The following is a 17395-nucleotide window of genomic DNA, read 5'->3' as shown; positions in this document are numbered from 1 at the left end:
GCGACGAATCGGCGGGTGTCCACACCCAGAGACTACCACCCGGGGTGGTTGCGTCATAACGTCATTCGACGACGGATACGGATTCAGCGGAGCTTTCTCATTCAGGGAATCAATCGCATCGACCGGCTTGTCGATGGCCTCAATCCTTGATCAGAAGCACGCCGCCGATGATCAGCGCGATGCCGGCCAGCCGTGAAATCGAAACCGGATGCTGCGCCAGCCCGAACATACCAAAATGGTCCATCGCGATGCCCGCGATCATCTGACCGGCAACCACCAGCGCCAGCAAGGTCGCGGCGCCGAGCGACGGCAGCAGCAGGATCATCAGCAGGATGAAGACGCCGCCGAGGATGCCGCCGCTCCAGGCCCACCACGGCACGGCCGAGACCAGCTTCCAGGACGGCACCGGCTCGCGCGTCGCCACCAGCACGACCGCCATCGTCACAAGCCCGCCGAGATAGCTGACCAGCCCGGCCCAAGCCGGCGAGTTCAGGGCGGACCGGAGGTTGCCGTTCAGGACCTGCTGCGTGGCGACGCTGATGCCGGCACCGAGCGCGAGGAGATAGAGAAGCCAAACTTGCATGCGTTGCCCCAGAACCGATCGCCGAAGAGCTTGATGTCATATTCCATTGGCAACGATCGTGGCATGCATGGAGCACGGCGCGAAACCGCAAGGAATGGGCTTCCACCCACGTCCCAGATCGAATAAGAGGCCGCAAACCCTCAGTTTCCAGTAATAGAGCATGATCCGCCTCGATAACGTCTCCAAGCAAGTCGGCCACCAGATCCTCTTCATCGAAGCCTCCGCGGCGCTCCAGAAGGGCGAGAAGATCGGCCTCGTCGGCCCGAACGGCGCCGGCAAGACCACGCTGTTCCGGATGATCTCGGGCCGGGAAATCCCCGATGAAGGCCAGGTCTCGCTCGATCGCGGCATCTCGATCGGCTATTTCAGCCAGGATGTCGGCGAAATGTCCGGCCGCAGCGCGGTTGCCGAGGTGATGGACGGGGCGGGACCCGTCAGCGTGGTGGCGGCCGAGCTCAGGGAACTCGAAGCCGCGATGGCCGACCCCGACAAGGCCGATGAGATGGACGACATCATCGCGCGCTATGGCGAGGTGCAGCATCAGTTCGAGGAGCTCGACGGCTATGCGCTCGACGGCCGTGCGCGCGAGGCGCTGGCCGGTCTCGGCTTCAGCCAGGAGATGATGGACGGCGACGTCGGCAAACTCTCCGGCGGCTGGAAGATGCGCGTCGCGCTTGCGCGTATTCTTCTGATGCGTCCCGACGTCATGCTGCTCGACGAGCCGAGCAACCATCTCGATCTCGAAAGCCTGATCTGGCTGGAGCAGTTCCTGAAGGGCTATGAAGGCGCGCTGCTGATGACCTCGCATGATCGCGAGTTCATCAACCGCATCATCAACAAGGTGGTCGAGATCGACGGCGGCCAGCTCACCACCTATTCCGGCAATTACGAATTCTACGAACAGCAGCGCGCGCTCTCCGACAAGCAGCAGCAGGCCCAGTTCGAGCGGCAGCAGGCGATGCTCGCCAAGGAGATCAAGTTCATCGAGCGTTTCAAGGCGCGGGCCTCGCACGCAGCTCAAGTGCAGAGCCGGGTCAAGAAGCTCGACAAGATCGAGCGGGTCGAGCCGCCGCGGCGGCGCCAGACCGTGGCGTTCGAATTCCAGCCGGCGCCGCGTTCCGGCGAGGATGTCGTCAGCCTGAAGAATGTTCACAAGGCCTATGGCAGCAAGCGTATCTATGACGGCCTCGACTTCATGATCCGCCGCCGGGAGCGCTGGTGCGTGATGGGCATCAACGGCGCCGGCAAGTCGACGCTCTTGAAGATGGTCGCCGGTTCAACCGAACCCGATGACGGCGCGGTCGCGGTCGGCGGCAGCGTCAAGATGGGCTACTTCGCCCAGCACGCGATGGACCTGCTCGACGGCGAGCGCACCGTGTTCCAGTCGCTGGAGGACCAGTTTCCGCAGGCCGGCCAGGGCTCGTTGCGCGCGCTCGCCGGCTGCTTCGGCTTCTCGGGTGACGATGTCGAGAAGAAATGCCGGGTGCTCTCGGGCGGCGAGAAGGCGCGGCTCGTCATGGCCAAGATGCTGTTCGATCCGCCGAACTTCCTGGTGCTGGACGAGCCGACCAACCATCTCGACCTCGCCACCAAGGAGATGCTGATCAACGCACTCGCCGAGTTCGAGGGCACGATGCTGTTTGTGTCCCACGACCGGCATTTCCTCGCCGCGCTCTCCAACCGCGTGCTGGAGCTGACGCCTGATGGCATCCACCAATATGGCGGCGGCTACACCGAATACGTCGCGCGCACCGGGCAGGAAGCACCGGGGTTGCGGAGTTAGCTCACGCAATTATACCCACCCACTTCGTAGCCCGGATGAAGCGAAGAAATCCGGGTCAGTCCTTCCGCTCGCCAAAGTCGTTGTTGTCTGTAGCTCCGCCGCCGCCCCAATCAGCCGGCAAAATCCCTTCCCTGATGTATCGGTGAAGGGACGTGTGTTGCCAGTCGACAGGCGATGAGGCCAGCCGGTGCTTGGCGGGATTGTAGTGGACATAGTCTATGCAACGCTCAAGATCGCGTTCGTTGCGGATCGTGTACTCCCAAAACCGTCTCTGCCAAAGCGGGTACTCGGCGCGGTGGTTTGCAGAGAGCGGCACGCCGGCGGCAACAACGGCGCGCGTGAAATGACTCTTGATCTGCCGCCAGCGATCTGGAAAGTCGCTGTCGCCAGGTGGTAGCGTCATTACCGTATGCAGGTGATCCGGCAGGATCACGATGGCATCCAGCGTGAACGGCTTCTTGGCGCGCGTTGCGCGAAAGGCATCGCGCAACAGCCCGACATGCTCGACGAGAAGCGACGATGTCCGGTCTTCTAACGTGACCGTAAAGAAGAACATGCCGCCGGGTATGAAGTTACGTCGATAGCGCACCATGCGGATAGATTACCCCGGATTTCGCTTCGCTTCATCCGGGCTACCGGATTTGCTAAGGCCGCCACCGCGCGCAGAACGCCTCGACGTCTCCGGACTGGAATTCCGGCAGCCGCTCCCAGATGGTCTCGGCCGGCCAGTTCCACCAGGCGATCTGCGACAACTCGGCCGCGATCTTGCGGTTGAACCGCTCCTTGATCGGCCGGGCCGGCACGCCGCCAACGATGGTGTAGGGCGCGACATCGCGCGAGACCACCGCGCCGGCCGCCAGCACCGCGCCGTCTCCGACCGTGACGCCGGGCAGCACGATCACGCCATGGCCGATCCAGACGTCGTTGCCGATCACGACGCGGTCTGCACGCCGGTCGCTGAAGAAGCCGTGATCGCGCTCGGCTGTGGCCAAGTAATATTCAGGGCAATAGGTGAAGCGATGCTGCGAGGGACGCTCGACCGGATGATTGGGCGCGCCGATCCGGACCTGCGCCGCAATCGCGCAGAACCGGCCGATCACGGCGTCGGCGACCATGCAGCCGCTGCCGAGGTAGGAGTAATCGCCGAGCTCGGTGTATTCGATCGCGGTGTCGCCGAGGACTTCGCAGCAACGGCCGACCTTGACCTCCCGCAGCTTCACCGTCGGCTCGATGACGGTTTCGGCAAGCTTGGGGCGGGCGGCGGTCAGTCCGTTCATAGCGTTATCCTCGATGCAACGAGCGGCTTCAGTCGCACGATTTCTATGACAGCGAGATGACAGGAGACGCCGGATCTACCGGCCGGCGAGGCGGGCGATGGTCTCGATCTCGTTGGTCCAGATGCCACCGGAATAGTTCTCGGGCAGGCGCCGGAATAGGCCGGCATCGTCGACCCCGGTCGAGAATTCGCCGCCCTGATAGGGGCCGAGCACGAACACCGCGCTGTTTGCCGCTCGGCATCTCCTACGAGCAAATCGACTACGTGTTCTGCACCCATCTGCATATCGACCATACCGGCTGGAACACCACGCTGCGCGACGGGCGCTGGGTGCCGACCTTCCCGAACGCAAAATACGTCTTCCACAAGGGCGAGTATGCCGCCTGGGAGGCCGAGAACGCCAAGGGCGCCAATCCGCCCGGCACGGTGTTTCGCGACAATTGCCTGCCGATCGTCGAAGCCGGGCAGGCGCTGCTGGTCGACGACGACTATGCGCTCGACGACACCGTGACGCTGACGCCGACGCCGGGCCATTCGCCCTGCCATTGCTGCGTCAACATCTTCTCGAAGGGACAGCGTGCCGTGGTCGCCGGCGATCTGGCTTCGACTATCGCTTCAAGCGCCGGTAGGGCGCGGCAGTCGGCAGTTCAAGGTCACCGCGCTGCGCGGGTCCCGCGCGGCACCTGGGTCAGGAACCGTTCCAGGTCCGTGCACAGGCGATGGGCGAGCTCCTCGTCGATCTCGAACGTCGCGACGCTGCCGGCACAGTCGATTGCGATGGTGCCGCGCAATGGTGCGGCGGAGACCGCCGATACCGCGATGCTGGTTGGTCTCTGCATGGTCATGTCGTCAACTTCCCCTGGGGGCCGGTTGCAGCCAATCCTCATTTCGGAATGACGGCGCGTCCCTTTCGCTTTCGTTCTTCGATGAATCGCACGCCGATCTCGGTGCCGTCGACACGCACCAGCTCGCAGCGGCGAAACGCCAGTCCCCGCGAGGACAAGACCAGGAAGAACTCCTGGGCCTTCAGCACATCAAGCGTTCCGTCGACCTCGAGCCGGGCACCGCTTTGTGAGACGTCGAGCAGGATGCAGCTCCGCCGCCAGGTGCCGTCGACCCCCATGAGATTGACGGGATGGCGCGTCTCGAGCCTGACACGCTCCGCCCTGCGGTCACCATACGTCATGACGCAACTCACACTGCCTGAATGGGTTTCGCAGCCAGCTCGCTCAGCGAGCCAAACCGGATCATGCGCTGCGCATTTGAGAGCGGCAGTGCCTCGAACATCTTCCGCGCTTGCTCAAGCTCATCCGGTGCGACCTTCAATCCGGCCTTACGGTAGCTGACGACCGTGGCCGTCGTATTCCAGTTCAGCCGCGATGCGCGGCAGGCGATCACGAGCCCGCTGATGTCGGCGGCTTCCATCAGCGGCACGATCGTCGCGATCGGAACGGCCGCGAGCTGCGCCAGCGCCGCGACGACGTTGTGGACTTCCTGCCGGATCGCGAAGCGGTTGACGCTGGAATCGTTCAGCTGTCCGGAATTGTTGAGGGCCATCACCGTAGCCCGCGCCTCCGCATAGTCGATCGTGGCTGGTGGGGTTGCGGAGGCGCGGGCTGCGCTGGCCTCGATAACAGCGCGGATCGCCTGCTTGATCTCGGGGCGTGCGATCTTGAGCAGCCGGGCTTGCCGGCGCGGCGTGGATCGCACGACGAGATCGGCAAGAACACGGTGAGGCAGCTCCTTGCGCGAGATCAGCGCGGCCGCGATGTCTTCATCGCGCTCGGCGGCATCAACCATCATGGCAAGGCCTGCGCTGGTCATGTCCGCGCCGGGATTGCGCGCGAGCGCGCGAAGCACATTGCTGTCGCCGCGCATCAGCAGAATGTCCGTGAGCTCCTGGTTGACGGCCTTGCGTCCTGCGATGGCGCAGAGATGTCCCTCGGCCCGCATCCAGGCAATGTCGATCAGATCGGCGTCCGGAATGCACGCGCATTTGCGCAGGATCGGAGCGGCGACATCGGCATCGTCATGGTTGGCGAGGCGACGGGCGAGCTCCCGCGGCACCAGATGCAAGTCGGCGAGCGAGCGACTGAGCGTGGTCAGGGTGCGCAGCTCGACGCTCTCGGTCAGACGGATCAGGATGTCGTCGAACAGACCGACCTGATGCTCGTTGAGGCGGTGAGCGTCGTCGAGAAACAGCCGGGCCACCTCCTGCAGCATGCGCGTGCGGAGGTCTGGGGAACCGGCTCTCAAGACATGGTCGAGCTTGGCAATAAGATCGGGCGAGGCAATGGCTGTCATTGCGGTCCCTAAAATGTTCCGCGACGGGGAACATCATCGTTCCCAACGTCAATCTGCTCCCCGAATCTTTAATAGGGGTATAGAAATTGATGTGGAGGCTGATCCCAACAGTGGATATCCTGGCAAACACTATCGAAATTCGGCAGCAGCGCTATTTTGCCTGATTGTCCGGTTCGACGAGCGGACCGCATTTTTCCTGATTGAGCTCATTGGACGATTCGTATTTTGTGCACGGAATTTATTAATGCGGCAGGCGCGCTGTGCGCGGCGCCGCGTGCAAATTTTAGAGACCATTTCACAGGAGCAGTCATTTGACGGCGCCATTGCTGGTGCCGAGAGTCTTTCGTTTTGACGATGTTGATGCATTCCGGAGTTCGATCCGAGATCTGGATGTTGATTTCACGCCACTTGCGCGAAAGATTTCGGCCGAGCAGGTCATCCTGAGTTTGCCGGGATGCGAGCTCAATTACACGCAGTCGTTCCCACGGATCGTCGACGCGCAGCTTGCGCGGCAGACGACCGCGGTCGGCTTCACGATGGATGACGGCGTTCCGATGCGGTTCAACGGCGTCGAGCGCGATCGTGCGGTGATCGTGCTCGGCGGCGGCGGCGCGTTCTACACCTCCGTGGAGGAGACGCCCCGCCAATATGTCTCGATGATATTCACGCCGGAGATTGTCGACCGCGGCTGGCCGAGTGCCGGACTCCATTTCAGCATTCACGAGATCTCTCAACGCGCGCAAGATCGGCTGCGCGAAGTGGTGAGGCAGGTTCTGCTCGTCACATCGAACCAGGTCACGATTGCCGAGTTCGCGACGGGGGCGTCGATCAAGGAGACGCTGCTGGCCGCGATCGACAACGCGTTCGCCGAGATCGTGCCGGCCAAGTGGACGACGCGGGCCAACACGACGCGCCAGTTCAAGGTCTTCAACGACGCGCGCGTCATCCTGGCCGGCGACGTCGCTCACCCGATCTACAGCGGCGAACTCGCCAGGCAGATCGGAGTGTCCGTGCGCACGCTGCACGACGCGATCCAGCGCTACCGGGGCGTCAGCCTGCATCGCTATTTGCGGCTGCGCCGGCTCTGGCTGGTGCGCCAGCGACTGCTCGCCGGTGCGCCAAGCGTCAAGGCTTGTGCGCTGGCCTACGGGTTCTGGCACCTGAGTGATTTTTCGCGGAGCTACCGGTCGCAGTTCGGGGAAGCGCCATCGGAGACGCTGGCAGCCTCGCGCCGTGCCGGCGTCGTGCCCGCCGATCCGTCAGACGGCAGACACGAATCGTAACAATTCGCCTGAACGGAATCTTAACGGACGGTTGCGAATCTGTTGGTACGATTCCACCAGAGGCGGCCTGATGCATCCCCGACGATTTGCGCGTGTTCGTCCGTCAGGATGCGTGTCTAGCGTGGTCAAGCTCCAGCTCGAACCGAAGGCGCCCCTGATCGAATGCCGGCTGGTGGATTACTCCGCCGGCGGGGCCTGCCTGGAATTTTCGAAGCCCGTGCAGTTGCCGGAACGCTTCGAGATGTTTCACGGCAACACCAAAAAGCGTTGCCGGCGGGTCTGGAGCAGGGGCGTGCGGGTCGGCGTCTCGTTCTGAGGCACCGATCAATAGCGGTTCGGGCCGCGCCCTGCGCGACCCGATCGAGTCCCGATGAAGTCTGTCCCGATTGAGGGGGCTAAATAAGCGCCACGAGGGGCTCAGGCGCCGCTCTGGCATTTCTTCATGAACGAGGTCTTGGCCGCGCCGGCGAGCTTCTTGCCGTCGGAGCCCACCGCCTTGGTCTCGCAGGTATCCATCGTGCACTTCTTCATGAACGAGGTCTTGGCCGCGCCGGCCAGCGGCTTGCCGTCCTTGCCGACGGCCTTCGTCTCGCAGGAGGCGTCCTGCGCAAATGCCGAACCGGCGGCAAAGGTCGCGATCACGGCCGCCAAGAAAATCCGCTTCATCTGGGTTCTCCCTAAACCAAACCAGTGTCCGGATTGGATATCGGATTCTTGGCCCGATCAAGTTCCCACAGCCGAATTTGTCTATAAAATACCCGGATAGCCGTGAGAAAATTCCGTGTGCAGCGCGGAACAAAATGGGGGAAACGCGGAATGGAATTCGAGACGCTGGTACAGACACGCAAAAGCGTGCGCGGGTTCAAGAAGCAGCCGGTGTCCCGGGCGACCGTCGAGGAGATCATCGAGGTGGCCAAGCGCGCGCCGTCCTCGATGAACACCCAGCCCTGGCACGTCCATGTCCTGACCGGGGCGCCGCTGGAAGAGGTGCGCCGCCGCAACATGGAGGAGATGATCGCCGGCGCCAAGGCCAAGCGGGACATCGTCAGCCATGGCGAATACCAGGGCGTGCACCGCGGCCGCCAGGTCGACATCGCCAAGAAGCTGTTCGGGGCCATGGGGATTGCCCGCGAGGACAAGCCGATGCGGCAGGACTGGGTGCTGCGCGGCTTCCGCCAGTTCGACGCCCCGGTCTCGCTGGTGCTGGCCTACGACCGGATCCTCGATCCCGGCGCGGTCTGCCATTTCGACCTCGGCGCGCTCTGCTACGGCATCGTACTGGCAGCCTGGGATCGCGGCCTTGGCAGCGTGATCAACGGCCAGGGCATCATGCGCTCCGACATCGTGCGCGAGGTCGCCAATATCCCGGAAGACCAGGTGATCATGACCTGCGTCGCGATGGGCTATCCCGACGACAGCTTCGCCGCCAACGCGGTGCGTTCGGACCGCGAGGCCAACAGCGACTTTGTCCGCTATGTCGGGTTTGCCGAGTAGCGCATGATCCGACCAGTGCGGAGCACCGGCAGCATCGGCGATCTGAACGCTGATCGTCGATCGCTTGCTTGCGGCCGATAACCTTGCGCTGCGTGATCGATTGCTCGACGCGCCCGGTCGGCCGGCGCAATGGCGCACGCGCTGACCGCGCCGCGGGATATTGAATTCCGCACCATGAAACCCTCGCGCGAGCGTGAGCGCGAGTGCGCGTTTCCGCTATTTGTGCCGACAAAAAATGCGCTACTGGTTTTGTGAAGCGAAACAGCACAGGCGAGGAATCTCAGATGAGCGACGATGAACAGACAGCCATGATCCGCGAGACCGTCGCGAGATTCGTCGATCGCGAACTCATCCCGCTCGAGCCGCAATATCTGAAATCCAAACTGCCCGGCAGCGATCATCCCGAGCTCACCGCTGAGCAGCGCAAGCGGCTGCGCGACGTCTCCAAGGAGCTCGGGCTCTGGGGCCTCGATGCGCCCGAGGAACTCGGCGGCCACGATTTGCCGACGCGCACGATGGCTGCAGTACACGAAGAGCTCGGCCGCAGCTGCGTGCCGTTCGTGCTGCCGCCGGACTCGCCGAACCTGCGCATGCTGCAGGCGGTCGGCACCGACGCGCAGAAGAAGAAATATCTGCAGCCCTATATCGAGGGCCGGATGGCGTCGGCGATCGCGATCTCCGAGCCCGGCGCCGGCGGCGATCCCGCGGGCATGAAGACGCGCGCGGTGCTCGATGGCGAACAGTGGGTGCTGAACGGCCGCAAGATCTGGATCAGCAATGCGCGCGCCGCCGACTTCATCATCGTGATGGCGCGCGTCGGCAACGGCCAGCGCCAGGGCGGCATCACCTCTTTCATCGTCGAGAAGGGCACGCCCGGCTTCATCATCGAGCGGGAGATCCCGATGGTCGGCGGCGGCTCGACCTATGAGATCGTGTTCGAGGACTGCCGTATCCCGAAGGACTCGGTGCTGGGCGAGGTCGGCAAGGGCTACGCGCCGATGCAACTGCGCCTGCGCACGCGACGGCTCGAGATGGGATCGACCTGCGTCGGCATCACCAAGCGCGCGCTCGACATGATGTGCGAGCACGCCAAGCAGCGCGAGACCTTCGGCGTCAAGCTCGCCGAGCGCCAGGCGATCCAGTGGTGGATCGCCGATATCTCCACCCGCATGCATGCGTGCCGGCTGATGGTGCGCGAGGCCGCGGACAAGACTGATCGCGGCGAGGACATCCGCCACGAGGCCTCGATGATCAAGGTGTTCGCGACCGAGATGGCCTATGACGCCTGCGACCACGCCATGCAGACGCTCGGCGCACTCGGCGTGACGCTGGAATTGCCGCTGAACGCGCTCTGGCAGAAGGCCCGCCTGATGCGGGTATACGAAGGCCCGAGCGAGGTCCATCGCCAGGCGATCGCCCGCCGCGTGCTTGGCCTGCGCGGCGGCTGACGGTCCGTCAGTCGTGTGAGGCGGGGTCGTGCCCCGCCTGCACGCTACGCCGCCCGCACGTCGGAGAGGAAGCGGTTGACCTGGCCGGCGAGGTCCTTGGACTGCGTCGAGAGCTGCTCGGCCGCGCCCAGCACCTGGGTTGCCGCGGCGCCGGTGTCGTCGGCGGCGCGCTGCACGCCGGAGATGTTGGAATTGACCTCCTGGGTGCCGCGCGCGGCTTCCTGAACGCTCCGCGAGATCTCCTTGGTCGCCGATCCCTGCTCCTCGATCGCGGCGGCAATCGCGGTGCCGATCTGGTCGATCTCGGTGATGACGTCGACGACGCTGCGGATCGCCGTCACGGTCTCGTCGCTTGCGGTCTGGATCGCGGTGATCTGCTCGGAAATCTCAGTGGTCGCCTTCGCGGTCTGGCCGGCCAGCGACTTCACTTCCGAGGCGACAACGGCAAAGCCGCGGCCGGCCTCGCCGGCGCGGGCCGCCTCGATGGTCGCGTTGAGCGCGAGCAGGTTGGTCTGCGCCGCGATGCTCTGGATCAGCGTCACGACATCGCCGATCTTCTGGGCGCCTTCGGCCAGCGAGCGCGCGGTGTCGCCGGTGCGACGGGCATGGTCGACGGCACGCGCGGCGATCTCGGTCGAGGTCGCGACCTGGCGGGCGATCTCCGAAATCGAGGAGGTCAGTTCCTCGGTCGCGCTCGCCACCGTCTGCACGTTGGTCGAGGTCTGATCCGACGCCGCGGCGACGACCGCGGCCTGGCGGTTGGTGGCGGCCGCGGTGGCGGACATCGATTGCGCGGTATCCTCCATCACCGAGGACGCCGCGGACAATCCGCCGACCAGTTCGGTGACCTTGGCTTCGAAAGCACGGGTCAGATCGTCGAGCACGCGGGCGCGGCGCATCTTGACGTCGTTCTCGGCTTCCTTCTCGCTCGCGAGGCGATCGGCTTCGATCCTGTTGTCCTTGAACACCTGCACGGCGGCGGCCATCGCGCCGATCTCGTCGTTGCGCGCGGCGCCCGGGATCGCCTCGGCGACGTCGCCCGCGGCGAGGCGCGACATCCGGCCGGTGAGGGCGGCGATCGGGTTGAGGATGCGGCGGCGGACCACGACGATGAGGCCGGCGCTGACGGCGATGACCGCGAGCAGCCCGGTCAGTGCAATCACGAAGCTGAGGCGCGCTAACGAATAGGCGTTCGCAAGCACCTGCTCGGCATTCTCGTAGAACGCGTCGCGTACGGTGATGATGGCGGCGAGGCCGATCTGCGATTCCGGATAGTAGGTGTCGAGATCCAGCTCATACTTGCCGGTCACGGCGCCTTCCTTGGCAAGCTTCAGCGCCTTGCCGAAGCGCTCGACATAGTCGGCCTGCATCTTGCCGAGCGCGGTCATGACATTGGCGGGCGTCGCCGGATTGTTGCGCAATTCCTGCAGCGTCGAGAGGATCTGCTCGGTGCGGCCGGTCGAGCGGTAGAGTTCCTGCTTCTCCTGATCGGTCGCGACGCGCTTGGCGCCGACCAGCGCCTTGTGCAGGCTGGCATTGAGGCCGCCGGTGTCGCGCAGCATCCAGGCGACATTGGCGTAGCTGGCCTGGCGATAGGCATTGCCGTCGAGGCCGGCGAGCCGGCGCACCTGCTCGTCGAGCAGCGTGGTGACACCGGCGTTGAATACGGAATTGTCGGCGACGATCTTGCCGGCGGCCGCGCGGCGGGCATCGGCCGGACCTGAGATTGCGGTCGCGATGGCGTCGCGCAGTCCGGCAAACTTCAGCTTCAGCGCATCGATCTCGCGCGCGACGGCCTCGCCATCGTCGAGCGATCCCGGCAGGGTGGGGCGCACCTGGTTGACCTTGGCGAGCGCGCTGTCGGTCAGCTGACGCTGACGGTCGAGCTCGGCGATCTGCTTCGGATCGATCGTCGCCCCCCCAAGCAGAAGGTTGGTGGCATAGCCACGCTCGGGGTTCATGTAGCGCGGGATATCGCCAACGGCGCGGACGATTTCGAGCCGGCTCTGCGCAGTCGAAACCTTGTCCATGGTCTGGTACTTGGTCGCCGCGACATAGGCCGCCAGGCCACCGCCGACCGCGGACAAAGAGACGATCGCGGCCGTCAGGAGAGTACCGATTTTCATGGGATGCGCGCCATTTCTTGACGGGAGAGGGAAGGCCTCAACCGTACCGGGTGCGCATTAAGCTTGGGTTATGATCGGGCGTTCACTCGAGCGGCGACAACCGGAGGTACTCCGGCGGGGCCGTCGCCTATTCCAGCGGCTGGACCGGCGGCATTGTCGTTGCCGTCTCGAGGGGAGACGGCGGCGGTGCCGGTGCCGCTGCCGGCGCCGCCTCAGGGAGTGCCGCCTGACGGTCCGGTGCGGGTTGACGATACTTCGTGGATGCCTGCGCCTGTCTGACGGATTTGGTCCGCCGCGCATGTGTCTGATGGCTACGGACGCCGAGCGAGTGAGAGATGGACGGTCCGGCCGTGTAGCCGACGACGGCGCCGGCGACGGCGCCAATGGGGCCGAATATGATCCCGCCCGACAACGCGCCGAGCGCGGCGTCGCCGCCGCGATGCTGCTCCGCAGCTTCCGATGGTATCAATGGAAGCGCGAGCGAAAGCCCAAGTACCGCGATTGCCACTCGTTTGAACATCCGGCTCCCTCCGTAAGGAGAGAGGTTAAGACCGGGAATGCGGCGACAGCTGTACGATACCGTGTCCGCCGATTGGCGTACGCGCAGCGGTTCCCACAGAGACTCTAGCGTGAGTCTTCGTCAGCGCCCTTGGTCGCGGCGCGGTGCTGGGTCGCGCCGCCTGTGCCCGCTTCGCCGCAGGGAAGCTGGTTCCAGGTGCCGTCGGCAGCCTGTTGGTAGGCCTGGCAGCCGGCCGAATTGGTTGTGGTGGCGGCTTTTTCGTCGGCTCTCTGCCGCTCGGCACTCTTCGCCAGCGCTGGTGTGGCAATGGCAGCGATGGCCGCGAGCGAGCCTGCGAAGACCTGCTTTGCGATCCGCATGTCGGGTTCTCCTTCTCGAAGCGAAAACATATCCAGAAAACAAATCTGGCAATTTTTGGCCGCGGCGGGCGACCTGCGACGAATTGCTTAATGCCGGGAAAACGCGCCGGAATGCCCGTTAACATCTGCGCGTCAGCCGCGGGACGGCTGTCGCAGCGCCGTGGTAGGATCGCGCCATCATGACCCACCGCATTCTCGTTCTCTACGGCTCCTATCGTTCGGATCGCATGGGCATCCGCCTGGCGCACTTCGTCGTCGACGGCCTTCGGGGACGCGGCGACGATGTCGAGTTGATCGATGCCAAGGAGGTCGGCCTGCCGATGCTCGACCGGATGTACAAGGAGCATCCCAAGGGGCAGGCGCCGGCCGTGCTCGAAACGCTCGCCGGCAAGATCCGCGACGCCGATGGCTTCCTGTTCGTCACCGGCGAATACAATTGGGGCATCCAGCCCGGGCTGAAGAACCTGACCGATCATTTCCTCGAGGAATGGTTCTGGCGTCCGGCGGCGATCGCAAGCTATTCGGCCGGGCGGTTCGCCGGTGCGCGCGCCGCGACCGCCTGGCACGGTACGCTGTCGGAGATGGGCATGGTGGTGGTGTCGAGCTCGATCAGCGCGGGGCCGATCGCGCAGACCCTATCCGCCGAAGGCAAGCCGATCGGTGAGGGCGGCAAGTCGCTCGAGCGCGCCTTTCCACGCTTCGCCGACGACTTCACCTGGTGGATCGAAGCCGCCAAGGCACAGCGGGCGCGCAAGGCGCCGCCATACTGAGCACAGGGCTGCGCGTCCGCGGAGACATGCATCATGAGCCCCTTCACATCGCTCTTCGATCCCGCGCGCGAGGCTGCCCTGGTGACCGGCGCCGGCAACGGCATCGGCCGCGCGGTCGCGCAGGCCCTGGTCGGCGAAGGTGTGCGCACGGTGTTCGCCGACCTGCAGGAGGACAAGGTGCTGGCCGCGATCAAGGCCGCTCCGCGTCCCGAGCTTGCAGTGCCCTGGATCGGCGATCTCGCGCAGCGCGAGGCGTGCGACGCGCTGCTGGCGCATGCGCAAGGCACGATTGGGCAGGTGACCCATTTCGTCCATAGCGCCTCGCCGCCGCGCCGCGAGGCCGATCACGCGATGGCGGTCGATGAAGAGACCTGGCGGCAGATGCACGCGGTCAATCTCGATGCCGGTTTTCATCTGTCACGCGCACTGGCGCGCAAGCTGATCGCGGCGAACACGCCGGGCTCGTTCCTGCTGCTCACCTCGCTGCATGCGGGCACGCCGCGCAACCTGCCGCATTATTCGACGGCCAAGGCCGGCATGACGATGCTGGTGAAGGAGCTGGCCAAGAGCTGGGGCCGCTACGGCATCCGGGTCAATGCGCTGGTGCCCGGTGCGATCGCGGCCGGCGGCTTCGTCGCCGATCCCGCGCTGGCCAAGCACATTCCGCTCGGGCGGCTTGGTCAGGCGGACGATCTTGCGCCGATGGCGCTCGCCGTGCTCTCGCACAGGCTCGCAGGCTACGTCACCGGCGCATCGATCGTGGTCGACGGCGGCCTGTCGCTGACCAACTGGTTCGCGCCGCCGGAGTTCGACTAAGAAGTTTACTCCTTCGTCTTCGTCCTGATGTAGCCCGCAAGCCGCGTCTTCTGGTCCTGGCACCAGGTCGTCATGCTGCCGGCGCGGCGCTGGTCGAGGTCGGTGCTCTGCGTCGCGATCGCGACTTCGGTCATCAGGTCGTCGGCCTGCTTCTCGCCCATCTTGCCGCCGGTATGCATGAAGGCGATCGCCTTGCGCACCTGCTCGGTGGTGCCGTCGGGCAGGTGCATGTCCTGCGCGCGCTGCACGAGGTCCTGATAGACCAGATCGGTGCCGGGGCACTCGACCTTGGCGGCAAAGGCCTGCAGCACCATGGTGACATAGGCCGCGCGCGGATCGGCGTGGGCCGGTGTTGCCGCGACAATCAGGCCGCCGATCAGCAGAGCGTAACGCATCGAATTCCTCCCGATGTTTCAGACATTTTGCCGCAAAGCTAGCGTCCGCGGGAACCGACTGCAACCGTAAGGACACACTTGCGGAAGGAACCGATCAAACAGCCGTGTTCCAGTCTGGGCTGCCACGATTTCAGCACGATTTCGGCAGCAAGTGCCACAACTTGACGCAGGGGAGAATGATCGTGTCGAAGTTGGGGCTTGCTGCGGTGCTGATGGGTTCGCTCGCACTTGGCGGCTGCATGCAGGCGACGCTGTCGCCGGTGACGGATGCCGCGATGACGCCGCGCGATCGGCAATTGCTGGCGCATCCGCCCTATGCGGAGGCCAGGATTCCGGATCAGTTCCAGCGTCACATTGTCGATTACACGCGCAAGGAGCAGCCGGGTTCGATCCTGGTCGATACCGACGCGCGCTACCTCTATTACGTGCTGCCCGGCGGCAAGGCGATCCGCTACGGCGTCGCCGTCGGCGAGGAGGCGATGGCGTTCTCCGGCGTCGCGACCGTGGGCCGTCTCGCCGAATGGCCGGATTGGGTTCCGACCAAGGACATCCAGGAGCGGCTCGGGCCGTATCCGGCGCGTGTCGCCGGCGGCCCGGCCAATCCGCTCGGTGCCCGCGGCATCTACCTCTACCAGGGCAACAAGGACACGCTCTACCGCATCCACGGCACCAACCAGCCCGAATATATCGGGCAGGCGATCTCGTCGGGCTGCATCCGCATGAACAACGCGGACGTCATCGATCTCTACCAGCACGTCAAGCCGGGCGCGACCGTGGTCGTGCTGCCGCCGGGACAGAGCGCGTAATTCGCAAATTGAGGTGCAAGGGGCGCCGATTGCGTTATCGCGATCGGCGCCTTTTCTTTCACGCGTTAGCTGGCCGTCAGCGCAGCGGCATCGGCGGCCGAACCACCGGCCCGTTTTCATCGGCATCGACAACAGAGGACTGCTGCGATTGCACCGGCCGCGGCGCGACGGCCTGCGGTGCGGCCGCAACTGGCGCCGGCAGCGGTGCTGCTGATGCCGGCGGGATGTAGGCCTGTGCCGGCGGGTACGACCGGCGCACCGGCGGCGGGGCAACGGCCGTGTGTGACGCCGTCGGGGGCGGTGCGATCGCGGCACGTGGGCGCGGCGCAACCGGCCGCGGCTCGACGGCCCTGGTCTCAGTCGTCCGTGCGACCCGTTGCGTCAACTGATCCTGGCCCGCCTTCAGCTGATCGATGCTGGTCTTGAGCTGCTCGATCTGCTGTCCCATCGACGCGAGATCGTGCGCCATCGACTGCAATAACTGCGTCTGGTCGGCTGGTGCCGCCGGGGCAACCGGCGCCGCCGCTGCTGTGGGCGCGATCGGCGCCGCTGCCGCGGCAGGAGTGGGCGCAGCCGTAGCGACGTCCTGTGGCGCAGCCGCCGGAGCAGCCTCAGCCGGCTGATCGGCGGCAGCCGCCTGCGCGGGCGGGCTCGCCTGGTCGGCAGCGGGAGTGGCCCTGCCTGGCAGCAGCGACGTCAGGGCCTCGACCTGGGGCACGTACTCCGCCACCACCTGCTTGACGCGATGCCCGTAGTGTTGCCACGCCGCGGTGCCCATGGCGCCGGCGATCGCGAACAGGAACCAGAAGGCGCGGATCGCCCATTTGTTGGTCGGACGCGGCGCACGCTCCAGCCTGATGTCGTCCAGCCTGCCGTCATGGCTCGCGGTGCTGTATTCCGGCGCGGCCGGCGGCGGCGCCGCTGGTATCGGTGTCACCGGTGTCACCGGTGGCACCGAGGCGACGGGGGCGGCGGGCGCGACCTGTGGCGTGGAAGAGGGCGCGAGGCTCGGGCCGAACCATGGTTCGCGCAGCCCCGGCGCTGCCTTGGCGGCGGGTGCAGGCGCGGCGGCGTTGTCCGGGCGTGCCGGAGCGAAGCTAGGTTCGATCGCGAAAATATCGTGCGGATCTGCGTCTTTCAGTGTCGATTGCATGGCGGTCCCCGTTTCAGTCCAAGGTCAACCGCAAATGGGCGGCCGGCAATTTGAGCTCTGTACGACCCCTGGCCCTGACCCCACGACTCCAGTCCGGTTTGACCAAAGCAAGGCGAGAGGGTGGAGAGGTTGGGGAGTTTCGGGAACCGATGCTGGGAGCCGGGGGGCAGGCGCCCGCCCGGGCGCTCGGGAAGCTCCATGATCGCGTTTCCGGGTGAATCTCACTGGTTGTGTGGCGCATCCACCACACCCGAGGGGAAATCGGGTCGCCTGCGGCAC

21 protein-coding genes and 1 pseudogene are annotated in these 17395 nt (G+C 65.2%); 11 read left to right on the top strand and 11 right to left on the bottom strand.

The features are described from left to right. Positions 1–139 precede the first annotated feature (139 nt). On the bottom strand, positions 140–583 hold the full coding sequence (locus ACE10Z_RS26340) for a DMT family transporter (RefSeq protein WP_375783364.1): 444 nt from the start codon (positions 581–583) through the stop codon (positions 140–142). A gap of 160 nt (positions 584–743) precedes the next feature. Here ACE10Z_RS26340 and ACE10Z_RS26335 point away from each other — a divergent pair, with 160 nt between their 5' ends. Continuing rightward, positions 744–2366, top strand: a complete 1623-nt coding sequence (locus ACE10Z_RS26335) for an ABC-F family ATP-binding cassette domain-containing protein (protein WP_375783363.1) — start codon at positions 744–746, stop codon at positions 2364–2366. A gap of 55 nt (positions 2367–2421) precedes the next feature. Here ACE10Z_RS26335 and ACE10Z_RS26330 read toward each other — a convergent pair whose 3' ends face one another. The 3 genes from ACE10Z_RS26330 to ACE10Z_RS26320 form a co-directional block, all read right to left on the bottom strand. Continuing rightward, positions 2422–2958 (bottom strand): transposase, encoded by a 537-nt coding sequence (locus ACE10Z_RS26330; protein ID WP_375783362.1) that lies wholly within the window; start codon positions 2956–2958, stop codon positions 2422–2424. Between the two features lie 52 nt (positions 2959–3010). Then, positions 3011–3643, bottom strand: coding sequence for a DapH/DapD/GlmU-related protein (locus tag ACE10Z_RS26325; RefSeq protein ID WP_375783361.1), 633 nt, complete (start codon positions 3641–3643; stop codon positions 3011–3013). 75 nt (positions 3644–3718) lie between these two features. Continuing rightward, the gene (locus ACE10Z_RS26320) at positions 3719–3862 is read right to left on the bottom strand and encodes a hypothetical protein (protein ID WP_375783360.1); all 144 of its coding nucleotides are present in this window, start codon (positions 3860–3862) and stop codon (positions 3719–3721) included. A gap of 14 nt (positions 3863–3876) precedes the next feature. Here ACE10Z_RS26320 and ACE10Z_RS26315 point away from each other — a divergent pair. Next, positions 3877–4242 (top strand): annotated as a pseudogene (locus ACE10Z_RS26315) (MBL fold metallo-hydrolase); the annotation flags it as partial. 283 nt (positions 4243–4525) lie between these two features. On the opposite strand, the gene ACE10Z_RS26310 reads toward ACE10Z_RS26315, so the two are convergent. Next, positions 4526–4828, bottom strand: coding sequence for a PilZ domain-containing protein (locus tag ACE10Z_RS26310; protein ID WP_375783359.1), 303 nt, complete (start codon positions 4826–4828; stop codon positions 4526–4528). Positions 4829–4836: 8 nt separating this feature from the next. Further along, positions 4837–5946, bottom strand: coding sequence for a DUF2336 domain-containing protein (locus ACE10Z_RS26305; protein WP_375783358.1), 1110 nt, complete (start codon positions 5944–5946; stop codon positions 4837–4839). On the opposite strand from ACE10Z_RS26305, the gene ACE10Z_RS26300 reads away from it, so the two are divergent. From ACE10Z_RS26300 to ACE10Z_RS26290, 3 genes are all read left to right on the top strand, one after another. Continuing rightward, positions 5936–6298, top strand: a complete 363-nt coding sequence (locus ACE10Z_RS26300) for a hypothetical protein (protein WP_375783357.1) — start codon at positions 5936–5938, stop codon at positions 6296–6298. The two genes, ACE10Z_RS26305 and ACE10Z_RS26300, sit on opposite strands and share 11 nt — an antisense overlap. Next, the gene (locus ACE10Z_RS26295) at positions 6270–7229 is read left to right on the top strand and encodes a helix-turn-helix domain-containing protein (protein WP_375789923.1); all 960 of its coding nucleotides are present in this window, start codon (positions 6270–6272) and stop codon (positions 7227–7229) included. The genes ACE10Z_RS26300 and ACE10Z_RS26295 overlap by 29 nt, the downstream gene beginning before the upstream one ends. 70 nt (positions 7230–7299) lie before the next feature. Further along, the gene (locus ACE10Z_RS26290; RefSeq protein ID WP_375783356.1) at positions 7300–7545 is read left to right on the top strand and encodes a PilZ domain-containing protein; all 246 of its coding nucleotides are present in this window, start codon (positions 7300–7302) and stop codon (positions 7543–7545) included. 101 nt (positions 7546–7646) lie between these two features. Here ACE10Z_RS26290 and ACE10Z_RS26285 read toward each other — a convergent pair whose 3' ends face one another. Beyond that, positions 7647–7895 (bottom strand): hypothetical protein, encoded by a 249-nt coding sequence (locus tag ACE10Z_RS26285; RefSeq protein WP_076860250.1) that lies wholly within the window; start codon positions 7893–7895, stop codon positions 7647–7649. A gap of 150 nt (positions 7896–8045) precedes the next feature. Between ACE10Z_RS26285 and ACE10Z_RS26280 the strand changes: the two genes are divergently transcribed. The 3 genes from ACE10Z_RS26280 (at position 8046) to ACE10Z_RS26270 (ending at position 10171) form a co-directional block, all read left to right on the top strand. After that, positions 8046–8723: a nitroreductase gene (locus tag ACE10Z_RS26280; protein ID WP_375783355.1), complete on the top strand. Its 678-nt coding sequence runs from the start codon at positions 8046–8048 to the stop codon at positions 8721–8723. Positions 8724–8852: 129 nt separating this feature from the next. Then, positions 8853–8978 carry a hypothetical protein gene (locus ACE10Z_RS26275; RefSeq protein ID WP_375783354.1) on the top strand — a complete coding sequence of 42 codons (126 nt, stop codon included), beginning with the start codon at positions 8853–8855 and terminating at the stop codon, positions 8976–8978. Positions 8979–9007: 29 nt separating this feature from the next. Next, the gene (locus tag ACE10Z_RS26270; RefSeq protein ID WP_375783353.1) at positions 9008–10171 is read left to right on the top strand and encodes an acyl-CoA dehydrogenase family protein; all 1164 of its coding nucleotides are present in this window, start codon (positions 9008–9010) and stop codon (positions 10169–10171) included. A 44-nt stretch (positions 10172–10215) separates the two neighbouring features. Here the strand turns inward: ACE10Z_RS26270 and ACE10Z_RS26265 are convergent, their stop codons facing one another. Together ACE10Z_RS26265 and ACE10Z_RS26260 are read right to left on the bottom strand one after the other, a co-directional pair. Continuing rightward, entirely contained in the window at positions 10216–12297 is a 2082-nt protein-coding gene (locus tag ACE10Z_RS26265) for a methyl-accepting chemotaxis protein (protein WP_375783352.1), read from the bottom strand. Positions 12298–12921: 624 nt separating this feature from the next. Beyond that, a complete protein-coding gene (locus tag ACE10Z_RS26260) occupies positions 12922–13176 on the bottom strand; it encodes a hypothetical protein (protein WP_375783351.1) in 255 nt (84 codons plus the stop codon). Between the two features lie 179 nt (positions 13177–13355). Between ACE10Z_RS26260 and ACE10Z_RS26255 the strand changes: the two genes are divergently transcribed. Beyond that, the gene (locus ACE10Z_RS26255) at positions 13356–13946 is read left to right on the top strand and encodes an NADPH-dependent FMN reductase (protein WP_375783350.1); all 591 of its coding nucleotides are present in this window, start codon (positions 13356–13358) and stop codon (positions 13944–13946) included. Between the two features lie 33 nt (positions 13947–13979). Further along, positions 13980–14762 (top strand): SDR family NAD(P)-dependent oxidoreductase, encoded by a 783-nt coding sequence (locus ACE10Z_RS26250; RefSeq protein ID WP_375783349.1) that lies wholly within the window; start codon positions 13980–13982, stop codon positions 14760–14762. 5 nt (positions 14763–14767) lie between these two features. Here ACE10Z_RS26250 and ACE10Z_RS26245 read toward each other — a convergent pair whose 3' ends face one another. Next, positions 14768–15157 carry a hypothetical protein gene (locus ACE10Z_RS26245; protein WP_375783348.1) on the bottom strand — a complete coding sequence of 130 codons (390 nt, stop codon included), beginning with the start codon at positions 15155–15157 and terminating at the stop codon, positions 14768–14770. Positions 15158–15333: 176 nt separating this feature from the next. Between ACE10Z_RS26245 and ACE10Z_RS26240 the strand changes: the two genes are divergently transcribed. Beyond that, a complete protein-coding gene (locus tag ACE10Z_RS26240; protein WP_375783347.1) occupies positions 15334–15963 on the top strand; it encodes a L,D-transpeptidase in 630 nt (209 codons plus the stop codon). Positions 15964–16039: 76 nt separating this feature from the next. Here ACE10Z_RS26240 and ACE10Z_RS26235 read toward each other — a convergent pair whose 3' ends face one another. Further along, the gene (locus ACE10Z_RS26235; protein ID WP_375783346.1) at positions 16040–17116 is read right to left on the bottom strand and encodes a hypothetical protein; all 1077 of its coding nucleotides are present in this window, start codon (positions 17114–17116) and stop codon (positions 16040–16042) included. Between the last annotated feature and the right edge of the window lie 279 nt (positions 17117–17395).

The organism is Bradyrhizobium sp. Pha-3, assembly GCF_042258615.1.
Lineage (GTDB): Bacteria > Pseudomonadota > Alphaproteobacteria > Rhizobiales > Xanthobacteraceae > Bradyrhizobium.
This window is presented reverse-complemented; position numbering and strand designations above follow the sequence as displayed.